Here is a 19836-nt window from a genome sequence, read left to right on the forward strand (position 1 = left end):
CAACAGGCGCTGCACGACGCACCGCTCGCGCTGGAGGGCCACCGGCTCGCCAATCTGCGCACCACCACCGCCGAAGTCCGCCGCGAGGGCGACGGGCGCACCTATCACGCGCTGGTCCGCTTTCGCGCCGTGACCGAGCCAATCTGAGATAGATCGAGGAGAAAACAATGGCCGCGCAGAAGGGCAAGGACCTGCTGCTGAAAATCCATGACGGCATGTCCTATGTGACCGTCGCCGGGCTGCGCTCGCGCCGCCTGTCGTTCAACGCGCAGAGCGTGGACGTGACCCATTCGGACTCCGCCGGCCGCTGGCGCGAATTGCTCGCCGGGGCGGGGCTGAAGCGCGCCAGCGTCTCCGGCTCCGGCGTGTTCAAGGATGCCGCCTCCGACGCCCTGGTGCGCACCGCCTTCTTCGACGGGACGCTGCGGGATTGTCAGATCCTGATCCCGGACTTCGGCACCGTGAGCGGTCCGTTCCAGATCACCGGCCTGGAGCTGGGCGCCGAGCACGACCGCGAAGTCACGTTCGACCTCTCCCTTGAGAGCGCGGGCGAAATCACCTTCGCCGCGCTGTGAGGGGGATCGCCTTCAGCACGGTCGCCCCCTCTCCCGCTTGCGAGACTTCAGCGAAAGGAGCTGGCGCGGGATTGGTGATGTTTCTCGAGTGACCACGCCATGCTCCCTCTCCCCGACGGGGAGAGGGTTGGGGTGAGGGGGGCAACCCTTTCCAGTCCTGAGATGTCCGAGCCCCTCACCCGGCAGCTTCGCTGCCGACCTCTCCCCCTCGGGGAGAGGTAAAAACAGCCCGACCTCTGCACTTAACGAACCGTGGGAGTTTGCGAGATCCCTTTCGCGGGGCTCCCGCTTGCGGGGGAGGGCTGGGGAGAGGGCAGGAGCCTCAGGCAAGAGCCGCACATTCCCGCCCCGCACCATTTCCCCCTCCCTAACCCTCCCCCGCAAGCGGGAGAGGGGATTCAACCTAAAAGGAGACACCCATGGCCAATGCCCGGCGCGGTGAAGTGGAGGGGGTGCTGGATGGCCGGCGCCGCACGCTGGTGCTGACCCTCGGCGCCCTCGCGGAGCTGGAACAGGCGTTCGGTGCGGCCGACCTGATGGCGCTGGCTGAAAGCTTCGGCAAGGGCCGGCTGGCCGCCCGCGATGCCGCCCGCATCATCGCCGCCGGGCTCAACGGCGCGGGCGAAAGCGTGACCGAGGCCGAGGTCGGCGCCATGCGCGTGGATGATGGCGCGGTGGGCTGCGTGCGCCTGGTCAACGCCCTTCTCGCCGCCACGTTCGGGACGCAGGAGGCGAGCGGGGACAGCCCGCGCCCTACGTCGCCGCCGAGGGCGTGAGCACCGGCGCGGAGCCGTTTCCCTGGGACGCGGCAATGCACGCCGGCCTCGGCCATCTGCGGCTTCCGCCCGCGCATTTCTGGCGCATGACACCGCGTGAACTGGCCGCCGCCTTGGGCGCCGGCGCGCGCGCCGACGCCCGCCTCGACCGCGCCGGACTGGACGCGCTGATGCGTCGGTTTCCGGATGGGTGAGGCCGTGATCTCAAATATTCGAATATATTTTTACTTCGGATAGATGGCCGCGATCGGCCTTTATTGTTCGCGGTTGAGATTTCGAATGTAGAAGGCTTACCCGCTGGGTCTTATTGCGTAGTGCACGGTGGCCCCCCTCTCCCGCCTGCGGGGGAGGGCTGGGGAGGGGGCAGGAGCCTCAGAAGAAGTTCGATCCCCTGGCCATGTCTCACCAATTCCCCCTCCCTAACCCTCCCCGCAAGCGGGAGAGGGAACAGCGCGCGTGCGCTGCCGGCTCTGCCGAAGTTTATGCGGCGCCGTGTGCCGCCAAATCCACTCACATCAAAGGACAACCCATGGCCACGCTCGATGCCCCTGTAGATAGCATTTCGGTGGGGATCGGTGCGGATACCCGCGCCTTCAGAGCCGAGCTTGCGGATACCGAGCGCCTGACGCGCAGTTTCGCCAGCACACTGGGCGATGCGTTCGTCGGCGTGGCGGTGAAGGGGCGGGATGTCGGGGATGTGGTGCAGGGCATCGGGCAGCGTCTGTCGGGGCTTGCGCTCAACCTGGCCCTCAAGCCGGTGGAGCAGGGGATTTCCGGCTTCTTTTCCAGCCTGCTCGGCACCTCCGCCTTCGCCGAAGGCGGGTGATTTCGCACGGCGCGGTGCGTCCGTTCGCGAACGGCGGGGTTGTGGCTTCGCCAACCTATTTTCCGCTCGCCGGCGGCACCGGCCTGATGGGCGAAAAGGGTGCCGAAGCCATCTTGCCGCTGTCGCGCGGCGCCGATGGTGCGCTCGGCGTGCGCATGGACGGCGGGGCGGCCCGTGCTTCGGTGGTGGTGAATGTCACGGCGCCCGATCCCGGTGCCTTCCGCCGTTCCGAAGTGTATCTTTCGGGGCTCGTCGCGCGGGCGGTGTCGCGTGGTCAGCGCGGGGCGTGACCGGCATCTCTTTGCGCAGAAGGGCGCAAAGTAATTCCAAGTACTCTGGAATTCCAAGTGTTCTGGGCGATGCCGTCCAGGCGGGGAAACGGCCGGAGGATCAACTCCTCCGGCACCATGTGCGAACCCGGAAACCGGGTCCGGCATCAGGGCCGTGGCCCTGAGGGGGAAACTACTTCTTGGGCGCCTTCGCCTTGGGGGCGGCGGCGGGCTTTGCAGCGGGTTTCGCGGCAGGCGCAGCAGCCTTCACGGCAGCCGGCTTTGCAGCGGCCTTGGGTGCAGCAACCGGCTTCGCGGCAGCTTTGGGAGCGGCAGCCGCCTTCGGGGCAGCGGCAGGCTTCGCGGCAGCCTTAGGAGCGGCCTTCGGAGCAGCAGGGGCCTTTGGGGCCGGAGCGGCTTTGGGCGCGGCGGCAGGCTTCGCGGCAACAGCAGGCTTTGCAGCAGCTTTGGGCGCGGCCGCCGGCTTGGCAGCAGGCTTTGCGGCCGCCTTAGCCGCCGGCTTTGCAGCCACGGGCTTGGCAGGCGCGGGCTTTGCGGGAGCAGCCTTGGCAGGTGCGGCCTTGGCGGGAGCAGCCTTCGCGGCGGGCTTCGGCGCGGCGGCGGGTTTTGCAGCAGCAGCCTTGGGGGGGGCGGCCGCCTTGGGCGCGGCAGCGGGCTTCGCGGTCGCCTTGGGCGCCTTCGCAGGCGCCTTCACGGGGGCAACCTCGGCCTTCACTTCGGGGGCCTTAACCGGCGCTTTCGCAGCGGCCTTCTTCACAATCTTCGGTTCCGCTGCAGCAGGCTTGGCGGCAGCCTTCGTAGGTGCCTTTGCAGGTGCTTTGGCGGCGGCTTTCGCGGGCGCTTTGGCAGCGGCGGCGGCGGGCTTTTTCTCAGGCTTCGTGGCCATGCTTTGGCTCCATCCTCTATGAGGAGGGGCAAGTCAAAGCGTGTGAATAGACTATGTCAACCCAGCGGATATTGAAAAAACCATCAGAATTGACAAGAAAGCAAAGAATATGCCCGCCTTTCATGAGATTTTGTTCCCACTTGATGTCGCTTTGGGGGCATCGGGTGGGCCGGAACGTGTCACGGAAGTTGTTGCCAGCGTCAGCGGCCGTGAGGAGCGAAATGCCCGGCGGGCTGATTCGCGACGCAGATTCGACGCCGGATATGGCGTGAAGACATTGGCCGCGCTGCGCGATGTCGTGGCCTTCTTCGAGGAGCGGCGCGGACGCCTCTACGGCTTCCGCTGGCGCGACCGGCTGGACCATGTTTCCGCCGCCTCCGGCACCACCGTTTCCGCCACCGACCAGACCATCGGAACCGGCGATGGAAGCCGCGTGATCTTCCCAATCGTCAAGACTTATGGGGCGCTCCACGCGCCCTATGCGCGGCCCATCGCGAAGCCGGTTTCGGGCAGCGTGCGGGTGGCCGTTGCGGAGGTGGAGCAGGTGGAGGGCATTGCCTTCGCATGCGATCCCACGCGCGGCCTCGTCACCTTCCTGCCGGGCCATATTCCAGCGCCCGGCGCGCGGGTCAGTGCGGGGTTTTTATTCGACGTTCCGGTGCGCTTCGACACGGATTTTCTGGAGGTGAATCTCACCGCATTCGCGGCCGGAGATATCCCCCGCATTCCCATCATCGAAATCCGCCCCTGAGGCGGGAGAGGGGCATCATGAGAGAGGTTCCATCCGCGCTCCAGGCCATGCTGGATGAGGGCGCGACAACCCTTTGCCACGGCTGGCGGATCACCCGCAGCGACGGCCTGGTGCAGGGCTTCACCGACCATGACCGCGACCTGGTCGTGGCGGGCGTTACATTCATCGCCGCGTCGGGCATCACGGGCAGCGAAAGCGCGCTCGCGCAGGGGCTCGGCGTAACCGGAACCGAGCTTCACGGGGCGCTCAGCGATGCCAGCTTAAGCGAAGCGGATCTCGCCTCCGGCGTCTATGACGGAGCCGGTGTGGACCACCTTCTGATCGACTGGTCGGCGCCGGAAAATCACCTGCTGCTGCGGCACGGAACCATCGGCGAAGTGCGCCGCGAGGGTGGGGCGTTCGCGGCCGAATTGCGCAGTCCCTCGGACGCGCTGAACCAGACCCGTGGCCGGGTGTTCGGCGCGCTCTGCGACGCCGATCTCGGCGATGCGCGCTGCGGCGTGAACCTGTCCGCGCCCGCCTTCAGCGGCGCCGGTGTCGTGAGCCTTGTGGACGGCGCCTTGCGGCTCGTGGTTTTAGGGCTGGGGGAGTTCGCAGCGGGGTCTTTCACCGATGGCCGCCTTACATTCACCTCCGGCGCCAACACGGGCTTCGCCACCGAGGTGAAGGCCCATTCCACTGACGCCTCCGGCGTGGTGCTCCAGCTCTGGCAGAGGCCGGTCCATGCAGTTGTGTCTGGTGATGGATTTTCCATCTCGGCGGGCTGCGACAAGCGGTTTGCCACCTGCCGCGAGCGCTTCGCCAACGCGCTTAATTTTCGCGGCTTTCCGCAGATGCCGGGGAATGATTTCGTCATCGCCTTCGCCGTGCCCGGAGAAGGCGGCCACGATGGCTCGGTGCTGTCGTGAGCGGGGTGTCGCGGGAGGCCATTCTGGCAGAGGCGCGGGCCTGGATCGGCACGCCGTATCTGCACCGCGCCTCGGTGCGCGGGGCGGGGGCGGACTGCCTCGGCCTGGTGCGCGGTGTCTGGCGCGCGGTGATTGGTCCGGAGCCGGAGGCGATGCCGTCCTACGCGCCCGACTGGGCTGAAGCGGGCCGCACTGAGACGCTCGCGCTCACCGCCGCGCGGCACATGGTTCCGGTGGCGCTGGAGGCGATCGTGCCGGGCGATGTCCTGCTGTTCCGCTTCCGCGCGCACTTGCCGGCCAAGCACGCCGCCATCCTCAGCGCGCCGGGGAAGATGATCCACGCCTACGACGGCGCCTGCGTCTGCGAAAGCCCGCTCATCCCCTGGTGGCACCGCCGCCTCGCTTTGGCGTTCGCCTTTCCGGGGGTGTGAGGGGCCCGGGTGATGTCCGGCGAGGTTGCCCTTAAAGCCCTCTCCCGCTTGCGGGGGAGGGGATCTCGGCTGCTCTGCGGCAAGGCAGAGATGCCCTCAACCCCCCAATAAATCGGAGACGAACATGGCGACGCTGCTATTGGGCGCGGCGGGATCGCTGGTGGGCGGTGCGCTGTTTGGGCCGATCGGGGCGATCGCGGGGCGGGCGCTCGGCGCGGTCGGCGGGGCGGTGGTGGATGCCGCGCTCTCCGGCGGCGGGCGCAGCCGCACGGTGGAGGGGCCGCGCCTCTCCGATCTCGATGTGATGACCTCCAGCGCGGGCGCGCCGATCCCGCGCATTTACGGCCGCGCGCGCCTTTCGGGGCAGGTGATCTGGGCGACGCGGCTGGAGGAGGTGGTCTCCACCCAGGTGCAGTCCTCTGGCGGCAAGAGCGGGCGCAGCTCAAGCGCCACGACCACCACCGTGCGCTATTCCTATTTCGCCAATTTCGCCCTCGCCTTGTGTGAGGGGCCGGTGACCCGCATCGGCCGCATCTGGGCCGATGGGAAGCCGCTCGACGATACTGCGCTGACCATCCGCACCTATCTCGGGACGCCGGATCAGGAGGCCGATCCCTGGATCGCGGCCAAGCAGGGCGCGGCCGGCGCGCCGGGCTATCGGGGGCTTGCCTATCTGGTGTTCGAGCGCCTGCCGCTGGCCGCGTTCGGCAATCGCGTGCCGCAGATTACGGTGGAGGTGGAGCGGGCGGTGGGGACGCTGGAGCCCAGCATCAAGGCCGTGACGATGATCCCCGGCGCCACCGAGTTTGGCTATGACCCGCGCCAGGTGCAGCGGGTGGTGGGGGCGGGCGCCTATGGTGCGGAAAACCGCCATGTGGTGTCCGCCGCCAGCGATTTCGCGGCGTCCCTGGACCAGCTTCTCGCGGTGTGCCCGAACCTCGAGCGCGTGTCGCTCGTGGTGTCCTGGTTCGGCGATGATCTGCGCGCCGGTGTGTGCACCGTCCGCCCGAAGGTGGATCTGGTGGCGAAATCCACTACGCCTTATGCCTGGATGGTGAGCGGCACGGCGCGCATCCTGGCGCAGGCGACTTCGCTGCATGACGGCACGCCGGCCTATGGCGGAACGCCGGCCGATGCCAGCGTGGTGGCGGCGATCCAGGCGCTGAATGCGCGCGGCATCAAGGTGACGCTGAACCCGTTCGTGATGATGGATATCGCCCCCGGCAACGCCCGGGAGGACCCCTGGACCGGCGCCGCCGACCAGCCCGCCTATCCCTGGCGCGGGCGCATCACCTGCGATCCCGCGCCCGGCCAACCCGGTTCCGTGGCGGGCACGGCGGCGGCGGATGCGCAGGTGGCCCATCTGTTCGGCGCGGCGCAGCCGGGGCACTTCTATCTCTATGCCGGGCTTGTGCTCTATGGCGGGCCGGCGGAATGGAGCCTGCGCCGCATGGTGCTGCACTATGCCCGTCTCGCCGAGCTTGCCGGTGGGGTCGAAGCGATCCTGATCGGCTCAGAGATGGCGGCGCTGACGCGTGTGCCGGGCGCTTCCGGCTTTCCGGCGGCGGAGGCACTGGCGCAGCTCGCGGCGGATGTGAAGGGCATCGTCGGTCCCCACACCAAGGTCTCCTATGCCGCCGACTGGACCGAATATGGCGCCCAGGTTTTCGAAGGCGGCGACGTGCGGTTTCCGCTCGATGTGCTCTGGTCCGCGCCCGAGGTGGATTTCGTCGGCATCGATTACTATCCGCCGCTTTCGGACTGGCGCGACGGTGCGGCCCATCTCGATGCGCAGGCGTCACCGTCGATCTACGGCCCGGCCTATCTCAAGTCGCGGCTGCGGGCAGGCGAGGCCTATGACTGGTATTATCCAGACGAAGCCGCGCGCCTCGCGCAGGCCCGCCTTCCCATCGCCGATGGCGCCTATGGCGAACCCGCGATCTATCGCCAGAAGGACCTGTGGACCTGGTGGGGCGCGGCGCATCATGCGCGCAATGCCGGGGTGCGCCGTGCTGTATCCACCTCGTGGGTTCCGGGGTCCAAGCCGATCCGGCTGATGGAGGCCGGCTGCCCGGCCGTGGACAAGGGCGCGAACCGCCCGAGCGCCTTTCCCGACGCCAAATCCTCGGAAGGTGGCTATCCCCCGTTCTCCAACGCGCGGCGCGACGATTTCATCCAGCGCCGCGTGCTCGAAGCGGTGCTGGCCACCTTCGAGCCGACGGCCGGCGCGGATGATGCCGACAATCCCCCCGCCAGCCTCTACGCGGGGCGCATGGTGGAGCCGGGCTGCGTGTTCCTGTGGACCTGGGATGCGCGGCCCTATCCGCAATTTCCGCTCGCCACATCGGTGTGGGCGGATGGGGCGAATTGGGAGACCGGCCACTGGCTCACGGGCCGTCTTGGCGCGGCGCCGCTGGGCGATCTGGTGCGCGTGCTGTGCGCCGATCACGGCGTGAGCGAGATCGTTTCCCGAGACATCATTGGCGTGGTGGACGGCTATGTGGTGGACCGGCCCATGTCCGCCCGCGCGGCGCTGGAGCCGCTGGCGCGGGCCTTCGCCTTCGAGGCACGCGAGCAGGGCGGCGACATCCATTTTTCGCCGCGCGGCGGCCCCGTGGTGGCGCAGATTTCCGATGCCGACCTGGTGCTGGAACCGGACCGCCCGGCGCTCTCCCTGGTGCGCGCCCAGGAGAGCGAATTGCCGCTGGAGGTGGGGCTGAGCTTCACCGATGCGGGCGCGGACTATCGCACGGCCACGGTGTCTTCGCGCCGCCTGGTGGGAACGAGCCGGCACAGCGCGCGCACCGAAATGCCTGTCGTGGCAAGCCCCGCCGCCATGGGACGCGCGGCCGATATCTGGCTTCAGGATCTGTGGGCCGGACGCGAGACCGCCACCTTCGGCTTGCCGCCCTCAAGCCTCGCGCTGGTCCCTGGCGACGTGGTGGAACTGACCGCGGACGGGCGAAGCCGACTGCTGGAGATCACCCGCATCGAGGATACCGAGGGGCGCGCGGTGACGGCGCGCTCGATCGAGCCGGAGGTGTTCGAGACCGCCCAGCGTCCGGCGGCGGGAGGACGTGTGTCGCTGCCCGCGACCTTCGGCCCCCCGGAGGTGCGCCTGCTCGATCTGCCGCTGCTGGAGGCGGCGGATCCGGTGCCGCTGCTGCATGTGGCGGCGTTCGCCGCGCCCTGGCCGGGGACGCTCGCGCTGTGGCGCTCGACCGACGGCGCGAGTTTCGAGGCGGTCGCCGCCATCGGTGCGCCGGCGACCCTGGGCGAGACGCTGGACGCTCTCCCGCCCGGCCCGCGCTGGCGGTTCGACTGGTCCTCGCGCCTCACGGTGCGGGTCTCCGGCGGGCTGCTGGCAGGGGCGGCACAGACCCAGGTGCTGGATGGGGCCAATGCGCTCGTTCTCATCGCGGACGGGCGGGAGCCGGAGATCATCCAGTTCAGCGACGCGGACCTGCTCGACACCGGCATCTATGCGCTGTCCGGGTTTTTGCGCGGGCAGGCGGGCACGGAAATGGCCGGCACGGAAAGCTGGCCGATGGGAACAGGCTTCGTGCTGATCGACCGCAACCTCGCGGTGGGCGCGAGCGGGCTGTCGGCCTTCGGCCGCAGCTTCATCTACCGCGTCGGGCGGGCCGACCGGGACCATGGCGACGAGATGGTCCGCGAGGTCTCCGGCATGGTCGGCGGGCGGGCGCTGCGGCCCCTGTCGCCGGTGCATCTCGCGGCGCGCAGGACCACCGACGGCATCGCTTTTTCCTTCATCCGGCGCACCCGCGCGGATGGCGACTGGGACGCGGCGGATGCGCCGCTTGGCGAGGCCGTGGAAGCCTACCGGTTGGACATTCTCGACGGGGCGGACGTGCGTCGGAGTTTTGATCTTACGGCGCCCGCCTTGGTCTATCCCACGGCGCTGGAAACCGCCGATTTCGGCGCCCCGCTCGCGGCGATTACGTTCCGCGTCGCGCAGGTATCCGCGACCCTCGGCCCGGGTGCCTTCTCGCAGGCGACGCTTGCGGTTTGAGCCGACGCGGGGTGCTGCCCCCGCATTTTGACTGTCCACGCCGCAGTCTTTCCCCGGCCCAGCGACAGCAAAGCTGGAGCGCCGAGCCGGGGGGCAGCGCAAGGCACCGCCAAAGGCGCTTCAGCCCATCAGCGTCGCCTCGCGGCGATGATGCAGGGCGCTGGTCGCGGGGTGACGGCTTTGCCGAACTTTTGCGCTGGGTCCCGCATCTGCGCTCCGGCTGCGCCGTCGCTTGTGCGGGACAAACCTTTCCCATCCCTGCCTCTTCCCCGCCCTGGGGAGAGGCAAAACCATACACGGGAACGCACCCATGACAGACACGACGGCCCGCCTGGGCCTGCCCTATATCGCCGCCGCGCAGGCGCAGAAGCATGTCACCCACAATTCCGCGATCCGGCAGCTCGATGCGCTGACGCAGCCGCTGCTGGCAAGCGTGAGCACCCTTGCACCGCCCGGCGCACCCTCGGACGGCCAATGCTGGTTCGTGCCGGCGGGCGCCAGTGGGGTGTGGGCGGGCAGGGCGGGCACCATCGCCGCCTATGAGGCGGGCGCGTGGGACTTCTACGACATCCGCCCCGGCTTCCTGGCCTATGTCGCCGACGAGGGCCGCGCGCGCCTGTTCGACGGCACCGCCTTCGTCTCGCCGCTGGCCGCGAGCGTCCATGGCGCGGCGGTGGATGCGCGGGTGCTGGAAGGCGACGTGGTGCTCTCAGGTGCGAGCACCGATGCGGCCATTGTCATCCCGGACCGGGGCATTGTGCTGGGTGTTTCGGCCCGCACCCTGGAGGCCGTGACGGGCGCGTCCTCCTACGATTGCGGCATCCCCGGCGAGCGGTCGAAGTTCGGCGGCCTGCTCGGCGCGGCGCCGGGATCGGTCAACATCGGGGTCATCGGCCCCACCGCCTTCTATACGCCGACGCCCGTGCGCCTGAGCGCAAATGGCGGCGCCTTCACCGGCGGAAAGGTGCGCCTCGCGATCCATCTGATCCTGTGCGCCGCCCCATCCGCCTGAGCCTTCCCTTCCCTTACGGAGACCCTCCATGGCCTATGATCCCACGCGCGATCCGTTGCGCACGCTTGCGCCCTCCGCCTCCTCTCCGGCCCGGCTGATGCGCCGGCTGACGCCGTCCGACACCGAGGATCTTTCCCCCTACGCCAAATCGCTGTGGGTCTATGTGCCGGTGAGCGTCGCGGGCGGGGAGGCGAGCGTGCGCATCACCTGCGTCGGTGCTGCGAGCGATGCCACGACGGTGGATGTGCTCGCCCAGCCCGGCCTTCAGCCGCTGCCCCCGGCGCAGGTGCGGCGCGTCTGGGCGACCGGCACCACGGCGGGCATCGCCCTTTATGCCTTGAGCGACCGATGACCCGGTCCGGCCTCGGCCTTCCCAGCGCTGCCGTCTATCGCGGGCGCGCCCATGCTCCAGGCGGCGCGCAGGCGGCGGCGCTCATCGCGCGCATGTCGCCGGCGGCCTCAGCGCCCCGTTCGGGGCAAATCTTCACCCTGGTCGCGGCCTTGGTCGCGGCAGGGGTCTGGCAGAAGCTCGATGCGCTTTATCTGCTGGCCGCCCACAGCGCCCAGGCGGCGCGTCTCAACTGGATCGCGGATCAATACAATCTCACGGCGGTGAATTCGCCGACCTTCACCGCCGACCGGGGATACCAGGGCAACGGGACCTCCTCCTACCTCGACACGGGGTTTGTCCCCGCGGTGGCGGGTGGGAGGTTCGCCCAGAACAGCGCCGCGATGGGCCTGTGGAGTCGAACCGACAGCCTCGGCTTGTACGGTGATATGGGCCAGAACACCGCACATGCCGCGATTATTGCTTGCCGTTACACCTCGCCTTCCGACAACACCTTCCGCGCTATTGCCAACACTGTGTCCGGTGGAGGCGGCTTGTCGGACAGTGTGTGCACGAACTCCCTCGGCTTTTTCGCCTGGTCGCGGACGGGTGCGGCGGTGGGGCAGAAGTACATCAACGGGGCGCCATCGGCCACCATCGTGAGCGCGTCGACCGGGCTCGGAAACCTGCCGGTCTTCGTCGGGGCGATCAACAGCAGCGGCGCGCCCGTGCAGTTGAGCCCCCGCCATTACGCAGCCGTGTTCATCGGCGGTGGGCTTACGCCGGGTGAGAACGCCGCCCTCTACTCCGCCCTCTTGGCCTATCTCACCGCAGTGGGTGCTGCATGACCGACCTGCACATCATTCTCGACACCGAACAAGCCGCCGGTGTTCGCGGCGCCACCGCTTCCGGCGCGGCTCTGGACCCGTTGCTGCTGGCAGATGGCGTGACGTGGGTGCTTCCGGTGGCCGTGCTGGCGGACCCGGAGCATGCATCGCGCCATGGTGCATTGTCAGGTCTGCCCCAAAGGCAGATCGCGGTGCAAGAGTGGCCAGCGGACCTGGAAATCCCCGCGTCCTAGAAGATGTCAACCCAGTTCGGGCAGGCAAGCTGAGCGTTGTGGAAGGTTATTTTCTGGATCGTCACGCCGGTAAAATAGAAGCACTCGATCTCATCCTTGCGCTTCGCCACGCTCATCAGAAAGCGGATCGGCATCAGCATCCCGAGCTGGTTCACCTGCAAATAAAAAACAAAGGTCAGAACGCACAGAAGCACGATCAGGAAGATCCGCGCGAGTATCTTCTCCATCAAAAGCGTCCCGTCCTCAGGCTACGCATGCCCCCCGGATGCGTGCCGACCCATTCGATGTGTAACCCCCCGGCGTCCCATCGCGAAAAATCATAGGAGACCCGAATGACGGCGTCCAGTTTCGGCGCGGCGCTCGCACGCGTGCTGCGCCACGAAGGCGGCTATTCCAACCACCCGGCGGACCCCGGCGGGCCGACCAACAAAGGGGTGATCCAGCGGGTCTATGACGCCTACCGGAAGGGCAGGGGTGTTTCGCCCCGTAGCGTCAAACTGCTCGAGCCGGGCGAACTTCAGGAGATCTACCGCAGGCAATATTGGGATGCCGTGCGCGGCGACGATCTGCCGCCCGGCCTCGATTATTGCGTGTTCGATGCGGGCGTGAATTCCGGGCCCGCCCAGGCCGCCAAATGGCTGCAACGTGCGCTCGGTGTGCCCGACGACGGGCAGATCGGCGCCGTCACCATCGCCGCAGCGCGCGCCGCCGCCGATACAGCCGGCGTCATCGAGGCGGTCTGCGACCGCCGCCTCGCCATGCTGCGAGGACTGAAGACCTGGCCGGTGTTCGGCAAGGGATGGGCCGCGCGCATCGCCGATGTGCGGCGCGATGCGGCTGCGGACACGCGGGGCGAGGCCGAGGCATCGGGAACCGGCGCTTTGCCCGGCGGTGGAAAGGCATCCCCCGCCGATCTCGCGCTCGCCCAGATCGCGAAGACGCCCGAGGCGCTGGCGGGGGCCATCGCGGTGGCCGGGTCGCTGGCCAATGCCGCCTCCGTGCCCGGCCCGCTGCAATGGGCGCTCGCCGCCGCCGTGGCGCTGGCTGTGGGGATCGCCGCCTGGGTCTTCATCGGTCGCTGGAGGGCGGCATAAAACGGAGGGCGGAATGAGCCTGCTTGAAAGCCTGATCTACGGCCTGCCCTGGTGGGTTCAGGCCGTGGCGGGTGCGGCGCTTGCCGTGCCCTGCCTGCTGTTCGTCGTGCGGGTCGCCGGCCCCGCCAATGCGCTGCGCCTCGGTGCCGTGATCGGCGCATGTCTCGCCGCGCTGGCCTACGGCCGCCGGGAGCGCCAGCGCGGCTGGTGTGACCGTCAGAACAAGGAGGAACGCGATGCCCGACATGCGATTGAAAGCGCGCGGCGCGCGCGTGCTTCTGCTGATGGCGCTGCTGATGCTGGCCGGCTGCGCGACGACGACGGGTTCCGGCGGAACTGATGTGTTCTGCTCGGCCGCCCGGCCATTGCGCTGGTCGGCGGCGGACAGCGACGAGACCATCCGGCAGGCGAAGGGCCACAATGCGGTGGGCCGGGCGCTGTGCGGCTGGCGGTGAGCGCATCCGCCGCCGGGCTGCACAGGTCGCAATGGGTGACGCTCGGCGCTTCTTCTGGCAATGTCCGGCCGGGATGTGCAGCAACCGGTTGGGAAACAGAAACGTGCGGCTTCTTGTGATCGAAGACGATCCAGACCTGAACCGGCAGTTGGTCTCCGCGCTCGGCGATGCCGGCTATGCGGTGGACAGTGCGTTCGACGGCGACGAGGGGCTGTTTCTCGGCGATACCGAGCCTTATGACGCGGTCATTCTCGATATCGGCCTGCCCAAACTCGACGGTATCTCAGTGCTGGAAAAATGGCGCCGCGCAAGCCGCACCATGCCGGTCCTGATCCTGACGGCGCGTGACCGCTGGAGCGACAAGGTCCAGGGGTTCGATGCCGGCGCGGACGATTATGTCGCCAAGCCCTTCCACATGGAGGAGGTGCTGGCGCGCCTTCGCGCCTTGCTGCGCCGCGCCACTGGGCACGCTTCCAGCGAACTCTTGTGCGGCCCGGTGCGGCTCGATACCCGCTCCGGCCGGGTCTCGGTCAACGGCAGCCCGGTGAAGCTGACCAGTCACGAATACCGGCTGCTGGCCTATCTGATGCACCACACCGGCCGCGTGGTATCGCGGGCGGAGTTGGTGGAGCATCTCTACGATCAGGATTTCGACCGCGATTCCAACACCATCGAGGTGTTCGTGGGCCGCCTGCGCAAGAAGATCGACTGCGACGTGATCCAGACCGTGCGGGGCCTGGGCTATCTGCTCTCCGCGCCCGAGGCGCCGCGATGAAGCCGGCCTTCGTGCGGAAGGCCGGCTCCGGACGTGGCGTCCCGCTGCACCCATGACGTCGCCGCCATGACGCCGCAACCCGGCGCCGGGTCTCTCGCCTTCCGGCTGTTCCTGTCGGCGGTGGTCGTCACCGCGGCCGTGCTGCTTGTGGTCGGCTTCGTGCTGTCCTCGCTCTATCGCTCGGGCGCTGAGCGGGCCTTCGACCGGCGGCTCGACATTTACCTGAAGACCATCGTTGCAGAGGTCGCGGGAACCAGCCCGGGCGGCGAGGTGCCGACCCCGCAGGCGCTCGGCGAGCCGCTGTTCCTGTTTCCCATGTCCGGCTGGTATTGGCAGGTCTCCCGCATCGACGGGCAGGTGACGCGCTTGCGCGCCTCGCGCTCCCTCGTGGATGCGTCCCTGCCGCTGCTCTCGGCCAGCGTGCCGGAAGGGGCGGGCGGCCTGCGCGAAGGGTACCTCACCGGCCCCCAGGGACAGCGCCTGCGCGTGGCGGAACGCACCCTCGATCTCGGCCAGGATGGGCGCTTCGTGATCCAGGTGGCGGGCGACGCCGCCGAAATCGACGGGGAAATCGCAAGCTTCAACCTTGCCCTTGTCGGCACTTTCGCGGTCCTGGGCCTTGCCTTCCTGCTCATCGTCCTGTTCCAGATCCGCTTCGGCCTACGCCCGCTGGGGCGCGTCTCGGAGGGGCTGGTGGCGGTGCGTTCGGGAAAAGCCGAGCGCCTGGAGGACGATTATCCCGAGGAGGTTGGCCCCCTGGTGCGCGAGGTCAACGCGCTGATCGACGCCAACCGGGAGATCGTCGAGCGGGCGCGCATGCATGTCGGCAACCTCGCCCATGCGCTGAAGACCCCGCTTTCAATTCTGCTCAATGAGGCGGGCACGCGGGACGATCTGCTGGCGCAGCGCGTGCGCGACCAGGCCGGGGTGATGCGCGGGCAGGTGGCGCATCATCTGGAGCGGGCGCGCATGGCGGCGCGCGTCTCCATGCCGGCGACCGTGTGCGAGGTGCGCCCGATCCTGGTTGCCATGGCGCGCACCATGGAAAAGATCCACCGCGCCAAGGATCTCGCGATCGAGATTCGCGGCGACGAGGATGTGCGCTTTCGCGGCGAGCGCCAGGATTTCGAGGAAATGGTCGGCAATCTCGTCGACAATGCCTGCAAATGGGCCCACGGGCGGGTGGAGGTGGAGATTTTCGCCCAGCCGCCCGCCCAGGCGTTCGACCGCGCTTATTTTCATCTGGTCATCGACGATGACGGGCCGGGGCTCGCGCCGGCGCGCCGGGCGGAGGTGGGCCGGCGTGGCCGGAGGCTCGATGAATCCAAGCCCGGCTCGGGTCTCGGCCTCTCCATCGTACAGGAACTGGCCTCGCTTTATGGCGGCCGGCTGGAACTTGGCGCCGCTGAGATCGGCGGGCTGAGGGCCGAACTGGTGCTGCCGGCGGCATGATGCGGTGTTCCGCCTCCTTGCATGCGCCACCTTTTCGCCGCATTCCTTCCCTTCAGGTCCAGCGTGCACGCCGCAGAGGACGGGTTTCATGATCGCGGTTAGGCTGCTTGTCGTCGCTTTGGTTTGCGCCGTGCTCGGCGGATGCGCGACCGATGGTGGCCAATCCACGCCCGGACTGTTCAGCGCGGTGGCCGGAACGCCCGACCCGCGCGCCCCTGCGCCGGTGGCCTCGGGCGGCATGCTGAACAACGCCATCGGCAGCGGGCTGGACGAAGGCGATCGCCAGCGCGCCTACACCGCAGAGGTCGCCGCCCTCGAAGACGGCGGGCCGGGCACGCCCGTGGGTTGGCGCGGCGATAGCGGGGCGCACGGCACGGTGGTCGCGGGGCCGGCGTATTCCCGCCCCGGCTATATGCGCTGCCGCGATTTCTCCCACACCATCTTCATCCAGAACAAACCCCAACTCGCCCGCGGCGCCGCCTGCCGCACGGCCGAAGGCGGCTGGACGGTTGTGACCTGAAGGGGGGAGGGTTTTTTCCCCGGACAAGCGAGCGCGCAGCGCGAGCGCCGATCCGGGGCCCAGCGCCCAGCTTCGGCGAAGCCGTCACCCCGCGACCAGCGTGGAAAACATCTCCGCCGCGCAGCCTCGCAGATGGGTGGAAGCGCCTTCGGCGGTTCTTTGCGCTGGGTCCCGGATCTGCGCTCCGGCTTGCGCCGTCGCTTGTCCAGGACAAGAGCGTCCGGGACGCTTATTTCGGCATTTCCACCGTGCCGTTGGGGCTCAGCTTGTCCACCACGACCGGCAGATATTGCGCGACCAGGCCCGGCAACATGGCCGGCGGCACGCCCAAAGTGCTCGCGAGGCTGCCCATGGTCATGGGGTCGATGACCTCCATGATGTCCTCGGGCGTAATCGGCAGGTTGGCGCCGGAGCCGAGCCACGAATCCACCTCATGGCCGAACCCGCCCTCCCGGAACAGCGCCAGAAGCCCGTCGAGATTTTCATAGGGGCTTGACGCCAGGGCCACCGACAGCCGGCCGGGCAACTGATTTGCCAGCGCCGAATTGAGAAAACCCGCAAAGGGGCCGCCTTTTCCGAGGGCGGCGCCCAGATGGTCGAACAGGCCCATTTGGTACCTCCGTCGCTGCGTCAGCCGCGTTATAGCAGATCACGCCTTCGGGAGGCGGGCGCGTCACGCCGTCCCGCGACCGAAAGCAGCCTTTGCATAGCCGGCATCCTCCGCTAACGGCATGTGCCATGATATCCGCTTCTCTCTTTGCGGCCTTCGCATTCATGACTGCGGTTGCGGTGATGGCGGTGCTTTGGCCGCTCAGCCGGGGGCGCACCGAGCGCGCCGGGCGTGAGGCGGACCTTGCGGTCTATCGCGACCAACTGGCGGAACTCGACCGGGACCAGGCCGCCGGGCGCCTGCCGACCGAGCAGGTCGAGGCAGCCCGTGTCGAAGTTGCGCGGCGCATGCTGGCGGCCGATGACTTCGTCAGCAGCCCGGACGCATCAACTCCCTTGGCGGCAACCTCGCGCCGCCGCCGCGCTGCCGCCCTGGTTGCGCTTGTGGCGGTTCCCGTCATTGCGGCCGGCTTCTACGTCAAGCTGGGCACGCCGGGCCTGCCGGGCGCTCCCCTTGCGGGCCGCCTTGCCGCGCCGCCCGATGGAACCGACGTCGCGATCCTGGTGCGCCGGGTGGAGGACCATCTCGCCGCCAATCCCAACGACGGCAGGGGCTACGACCTCATCGCCCCGGTCTATCTCAAGCTCGGGCGCGCAGATGATGCCGTGCGCGCCTATGCCCAGGCCAACCGCCTGCTCGGCGCCACCGCCGAGCGCCAGGCGGCGCTGGGAGAGGCTATGGTTGTGCGCGGCGACGGCCTCGTCAGCCAGGACGCCGTGCGCGCCTTCGAGGCGGCCATTGTCCTCGACCCGTCCATGCCCAAGGCGCGCTATTTTCTCGGCCTCGCCGCCGAGCAGGACGGGCGCCGCCAAGATGCCGCCGCCATTTGGAGCAAGCTGGTGCGGGAATCGCCGCCCAACGCGCCATGGCTCGGCGTGGTGAATGCATCGCTCGCGCGGGTGGGCGGGTCGGCGGCTCCGGCCATCGCCGGTCCGGGACCGAGCGCGCAGGACGTTGCCGCCGCCGGTTCGCTGACCGGCGAACAGCGGTCCGCCATGATCCAGGGCATGGTGGAGCGCCTTCAGGAGCGGTTGAATGCCGACCCTAAGGATTTGGACGGCTGGCTGCGCCTCGCGCGGGTCTGGCGTGTTCTCGGCGATGAGACCAAGGTGCGCGGGGCGCTGACGTCCGCACGCACTGCGTTTCCGGGTGATGCGGACGCCGGCGCGCGGATCGACGCGACGGCGAAGGAATTGGGAGTGGGCGGGTGACATCGGCACGCAAGGTGCAAAGATCACGAAAGGTTTGGGGATCGTGACTCGCAAAGGTCGCCGCCTGGTATTGATCGGCGTCGCGCTCGGTGTGCTCGGGCTCGCCGCCGGCCTGATCCTGACGGCCTTCAACGACACCATCGTGTTCTTCCGCACCCCCACCGAGGTGGCGCAGCGCCAGGTCGCGCCCGGCGAGCGGCTCCGCCTTGGCGGATTGGTGCAAGAGGGCAGCCTGGTAAAGCAGGGAACCAACGTCCATTTCATCGTCACCGACGGAAACGCGAAGGTCCCTATCACCTATACCGGCATTCTCCCGGACCTGTTCCGCGAAGGGCAGGGCGTGGTCGCAGAAGGCATGCTCAAGCCGGACGGCACCTTTTTCGCCGATACGGTGCTGGCCAAGCACGATGAACGCTATATGCCGCGCGAAGTGGCCGACACCCTGAAGAAGTCCGGCCACTGGATGGAAGACGCCCAGAAGGCAAGGCCGGAAGCGTCCGCCGCCACCGGGAGCATCGCGCGATGATCGCCGAACTCGGCCAATATGCGCTGATCCTCGCCCTCGTCCTTGCCCTGGCGCAGACGGTCATCCCGGCCTGGGGCGCAGCGCGGGGCGATGCGACCCTGATGGGTGTCGGCACGCCGGTGGCCGTGGTGCTGTTCGGCTTCATCAGCTTCGCCTTCGGCGCGCTGGTGGCGCTCTATCTCACCTCCGATTTTTCGGTTGTGAACGTGGTGGACAATTCCCACTCGCGCATGCCCACCATCTACAAGATCACCAGCACCTGGGGGAACCATGAGGGGTCCATGCTCCTGTGGGTGCTCGTGCTTTCGGTGTTCGGCGCCCTGGTGGCGATCTTCGGCCGCAACCTGCCGGATCGCCTGAAAGCCAATGTGCTGGCGGTGCAGGGGGCGATCGCTGCGGCCTTCCTGGGGTTCATCCTGCTGACCTCCAACCCGTTCACGCGCCTGGTGTCTCCCCCTGCGGAGGGGGCGGACCTCAATCCGGTGCTCCAGGACCCCGGCCTCGCGATCCATCCCCCTCTGCTTTATCTTGGCTATGTCGGGCTCTCCATCTCCTTCGCCTTCGCCATGGCCGCGCTCATCGAGGGGCGGATCGATGCGGCGTGGGCGCGCTGGGTGCGACCCTGGACGCTGGCGGCCTGGGTGTTCCTCACGCTCGGCATCGCCATGGGCTCCTACTGGGCCTATTACGAACTGGGCTGGGGCGGCTGGTGGTTCTGGGACCCGGTTGAGAACGCCTCGCTCATGCCCTGGCTGGCGGCGACGGCGCTGCTGCACTCCGCCGTGGTGATGGAGAAGCGTGACGCCCTGAAGGTCTGGACCATCCTTCTCGCCATCCTCGCCTTCTCGCTCTCGCTCATCGGCACCTTCCTGGTGCGCTCCGGCGTGCTGACTTCGGTGCATGCCTTCGCCACCGACCCGACGCGCGGGGTTTTCATCCTTGCCATCCTCGCCTTCTTCATCGCGGCGGCTTCATCCTGTTCGCGCTGCGTGCCGGGCAATTGAAGCAGGGCGGCCTGTTCGCGCCGATTTCGCGCGAAGGCGCGCTGGTGCTGAACAATCTGTTCCTCACGGCGGCGGCGGCTTCGGTGTTCGTGGGCACCCTCTACCCGCTCGCGCTGGAAGCCTTCACCGGCGACAAGATCACGGTGGGTCCGCCGTTCTTCAACCTGACCTTCGGCGGGCTGATGCTGCCGCTGGTGCTGGCGGTGCCGTTCGGCCCGCTGCTGGCGTGGAA

The 19836-nt window shown here is 68.4% G+C and carries 24 protein-coding genes and 1 pseudogene; 22 read left to right on the top strand and 3 right to left on the bottom strand.

What is annotated here, in order from left to right:
- The 6 genes from gp17 to ADADO0_RS00335 form a co-directional block, all read left to right on the top strand.
- A partial coding sequence (gene gp17 / locus ADADO0_RS00310; protein WP_511303085.1) for a tail completion protein gp17 occupies positions 1-147 on the top strand: 147 nt, incomplete at its 5' end.
- Between the two features lie 20 nt (positions 148-167).
- Positions 168-575 (top strand): phage major tail protein, TP901-1 family, encoded by a 408-nt coding sequence (locus ADADO0_RS00315; RefSeq protein WP_511303056.1) that lies wholly within the window; start codon positions 168-170, stop codon positions 573-575.
- Positions 576-994: 419 nt separating this feature from the next.
- The gene (locus tag ADADO0_RS00320; RefSeq protein ID WP_511303058.1) at positions 995-1351 is read left to right on the top strand and encodes a gene transfer agent family protein; all 357 of its coding nucleotides are present in this window, start codon (positions 995-997) and stop codon (positions 1349-1351) included.
- Positions 1348-1545: a rcc01693 family protein gene (locus ADADO0_RS00325; protein WP_511303060.1), complete on the top strand. Its 198-nt coding sequence runs from the start codon at positions 1348-1350 to the stop codon at positions 1543-1545. The genes ADADO0_RS00320 and ADADO0_RS00325 overlap by 4 nt, the downstream gene beginning before the upstream one ends.
- 335 nt (positions 1546-1880) lie before the next feature.
- Positions 1881-2177, top strand: a complete 297-nt coding sequence (locus ADADO0_RS00330; protein WP_511303062.1) for a hypothetical protein — start codon at positions 1881-1883, stop codon at positions 2175-2177.
- Positions 2174-2467, top strand: a complete 294-nt coding sequence (locus tag ADADO0_RS00335) for a phage tail tape measure protein (RefSeq protein WP_511303064.1) — start codon at positions 2174-2176, stop codon at positions 2465-2467. The genes ADADO0_RS00330 and ADADO0_RS00335 overlap by 4 nt, the downstream gene beginning before the upstream one ends.
- A 172-nt stretch (positions 2468-2639) precedes the next feature.
- On the opposite strand, the gene ADADO0_RS00340 is transcribed toward ADADO0_RS00335, so the two are convergent.
- Positions 2640-3353 (bottom strand): hypothetical protein, encoded by a 714-nt coding sequence (locus ADADO0_RS00340; protein ID WP_511303065.1) that lies wholly within the window; start codon positions 3351-3353, stop codon positions 2640-2642.
- Positions 3354-3462: 109 nt separating this feature from the next.
- On the opposite strand from ADADO0_RS00340, the gene ADADO0_RS00345 reads away from it, so the two are divergent.
- The 8 genes from ADADO0_RS00345 (at position 3463) to ADADO0_RS00380 (ending at position 11897) form a co-directional block, all read left to right on the top strand.
- Positions 3463-4104 (top strand): phage distal tail protein, Rcc01695 family, encoded by a 642-nt coding sequence (locus ADADO0_RS00345; RefSeq protein ID WP_511303066.1) that lies wholly within the window; start codon positions 3463-3465, stop codon positions 4102-4104.
- Positions 4105-4121: 17 nt separating this feature from the next.
- Positions 4122-5012 (top strand): phage/gene transfer agent baseplate hub protein, encoded by an 891-nt coding sequence (locus ADADO0_RS00350; protein ID WP_511303067.1) that lies wholly within the window; start codon positions 4122-4124, stop codon positions 5010-5012.
- On the top strand, positions 5009-5443 hold the full coding sequence (locus ADADO0_RS00355; protein ID WP_511303068.1) for an NlpC/P60 family protein: 435 nt from the start codon (positions 5009-5011) through the stop codon (positions 5441-5443). Before ADADO0_RS00350 ends, ADADO0_RS00355 begins: the two co-directional genes overlap by 4 nt.
- A gap of 124 nt (positions 5444-5567) precedes the next feature.
- Positions 5568-9476, top strand: coding sequence for a baseplate multidomain protein megatron (locus tag ADADO0_RS00360; protein ID WP_511303069.1), 3909 nt, complete (start codon positions 5568-5570; stop codon positions 9474-9476).
- 310 nt (positions 9477-9786) lie between these two features.
- Positions 9787-10488, top strand: a complete 702-nt coding sequence (locus tag ADADO0_RS00365) for a DUF2793 domain-containing protein (protein WP_511303070.1) — start codon at positions 9787-9789, stop codon at positions 10486-10488.
- A 28-nt stretch (positions 10489-10516) separates the two neighbouring features.
- The gene (locus tag ADADO0_RS00370; RefSeq protein ID WP_511303071.1) at positions 10517-10840 is read left to right on the top strand and encodes a spike base protein, RCAP_Rcc01079 family; all 324 of its coding nucleotides are present in this window, start codon (positions 10517-10519) and stop codon (positions 10838-10840) included.
- The gene (locus tag ADADO0_RS00375; protein ID WP_511303072.1) at positions 10837-11664 is read left to right on the top strand and encodes a hypothetical protein; all 828 of its coding nucleotides are present in this window, start codon (positions 10837-10839) and stop codon (positions 11662-11664) included. Before ADADO0_RS00370 ends, ADADO0_RS00375 begins: the two co-directional genes overlap by 4 nt.
- Positions 11661-11897, top strand: a complete 237-nt coding sequence (locus tag ADADO0_RS00380) for a hypothetical protein (RefSeq protein WP_511303074.1) — start codon at positions 11661-11663, stop codon at positions 11895-11897. The genes ADADO0_RS00375 and ADADO0_RS00380 overlap by 4 nt, the downstream gene beginning before the upstream one ends.
- On the opposite strand, the gene ADADO0_RS00385 is transcribed toward ADADO0_RS00380, so the two are convergent.
- On the bottom strand, positions 11894-12124 hold the full coding sequence (locus tag ADADO0_RS00385) for a hypothetical protein (RefSeq protein WP_511303075.1): 231 nt from the start codon (positions 12122-12124) through the stop codon (positions 11894-11896). The two genes, ADADO0_RS00380 and ADADO0_RS00385, sit on opposite strands and share 4 nt — an antisense overlap.
- Before the next feature lie 105 nt (positions 12125-12229).
- On the opposite strand from ADADO0_RS00385, the gene ADADO0_RS00390 reads away from it, so the two are divergent.
- From ADADO0_RS00390 to ADADO0_RS00410, 5 genes are all read left to right on the top strand, one after another.
- Entirely contained in the window at positions 12230-12991 is a 762-nt protein-coding gene (locus ADADO0_RS00390) for a glycoside hydrolase family 108 protein (RefSeq protein WP_511303077.1), read from the top strand.
- A gap of 13 nt (positions 12992-13004) precedes the next feature.
- Positions 13005-13331 (top strand): hypothetical protein, encoded by a 327-nt coding sequence (locus ADADO0_RS00395; RefSeq protein WP_511303078.1) that lies wholly within the window; start codon positions 13005-13007, stop codon positions 13329-13331.
- Between the two features lie 218 nt (positions 13332-13549).
- Positions 13550-14221 (top strand): response regulator transcription factor, encoded by a 672-nt coding sequence (locus tag ADADO0_RS00400; protein ID WP_511303080.1) that lies wholly within the window; start codon positions 13550-13552, stop codon positions 14219-14221.
- Between the two features lie 66 nt (positions 14222-14287).
- Positions 14288-15673, top strand: a complete 1386-nt coding sequence (locus tag ADADO0_RS00405; protein WP_511303086.1) for a sensor histidine kinase — start codon at positions 14288-14290, stop codon at positions 15671-15673.
- 88 nt (positions 15674-15761) lie between these two features.
- The gene (locus tag ADADO0_RS00410) at positions 15762-16193 is read left to right on the top strand and encodes an RT0821/Lpp0805 family surface protein (protein WP_511303081.1); all 432 of its coding nucleotides are present in this window, start codon (positions 15762-15764) and stop codon (positions 16191-16193) included.
- A 229-nt stretch (positions 16194-16422) separates the two neighbouring features.
- Here the strand turns inward: ADADO0_RS00410 and ADADO0_RS00415 are convergent, their stop codons facing one another.
- The gene (locus tag ADADO0_RS00415) at positions 16423-16803 is read right to left on the bottom strand and encodes a YidB family protein (protein ID WP_511303082.1); all 381 of its coding nucleotides are present in this window, start codon (positions 16801-16803) and stop codon (positions 16423-16425) included.
- A gap of 128 nt (positions 16804-16931) precedes the next feature.
- Between ADADO0_RS00415 and ccmI the strand changes: the two genes are divergently transcribed.
- From ccmI to ADADO0_RS00430, 3 genes and pseudogenes are all read left to right on the top strand, one after another.
- The gene (ccmI, locus tag ADADO0_RS00420; RefSeq protein WP_511303083.1) at positions 16932-18074 is read left to right on the top strand and encodes a c-type cytochrome biogenesis protein CcmI; all 1143 of its coding nucleotides are present in this window, start codon (positions 16932-16934) and stop codon (positions 18072-18074) included.
- Between the two features lie 43 nt (positions 18075-18117).
- Entirely contained in the window at positions 18118-18600 is a 483-nt protein-coding gene (gene ccmE, locus ADADO0_RS00425; RefSeq protein WP_511303084.1) for a cytochrome c maturation protein CcmE, read from the top strand.
- A pseudogene (locus tag ADADO0_RS00430) lies at positions 18597-19836 on the top strand (heme lyase CcmF/NrfE family subunit); the annotation flags it as partial. The gene ccmE and the pseudogene ADADO0_RS00430, both read left to right, overlap by 4 nt.

The organism is Aquabacter sp., from assembly GCF_965279295.1.
In the GTDB taxonomy this organism is placed as follows: Bacteria; Pseudomonadota; Alphaproteobacteria; order Rhizobiales; family Xanthobacteraceae; genus Aquabacter.